General features: G+C 41.3%; 1 protein-coding gene. It reads right to left on the reverse strand.

Features of this window, described 5'->3' with window-relative positions; genetic code table 11:
* Window positions 1–397, reverse strand: a 397-nt coding sequence (locus KJQ97_RS09520; protein ID WP_214120710.1) for an NAD(P)-binding domain-containing protein, incomplete at its 3' end; no start/stop codon positions are given.
* Window positions 398–424 lie beyond the last annotated feature (27 nt).

The raw sequence follows: 424 nt of genomic DNA on the forward strand, positions 1-424 counted from the left end.
CATAACGCTCTGTCAATTCTTCCATGATAATTTCAGAAATCCGTTTGTGAGTCCCGATTTCAAGACCCTTGCTTGCGTGAATAATCAACGGACGAGCATTCGTCTTTGCCAAAATATCTTTAAGCTGGCCAGCAACCAAACGAATAACTTTTGTCGGTACAACGAACAAAATAGCATCTGCCCCATCAACGGCTTCTTCCAAGTCAGTTGTCGTATAGAGCTTTTCGGGGTACTTGAACCCTGGCATGTAATGTTCATTCGTGTGCTTCTCATTTAATTCATCAGCTTGCGCCTGAATGTTTGTGTAAAGCTTCACATCATGACCATTTTCCACCAAAACGGTTGCAAGAGTACTACCCCAGGAACCTGCGCCTAAAACAGCAATTTTTTCTGTCATTTCTTACATCCTTACTATTAATTATTT

It is taken from the genome of Campylobacter sp. 2018MI01 (assembly GCF_018501205.1).
Taxonomy (GTDB): domain Bacteria; phylum Campylobacterota; class Campylobacteria; order Campylobacterales; family Campylobacteraceae; genus Campylobacter_E.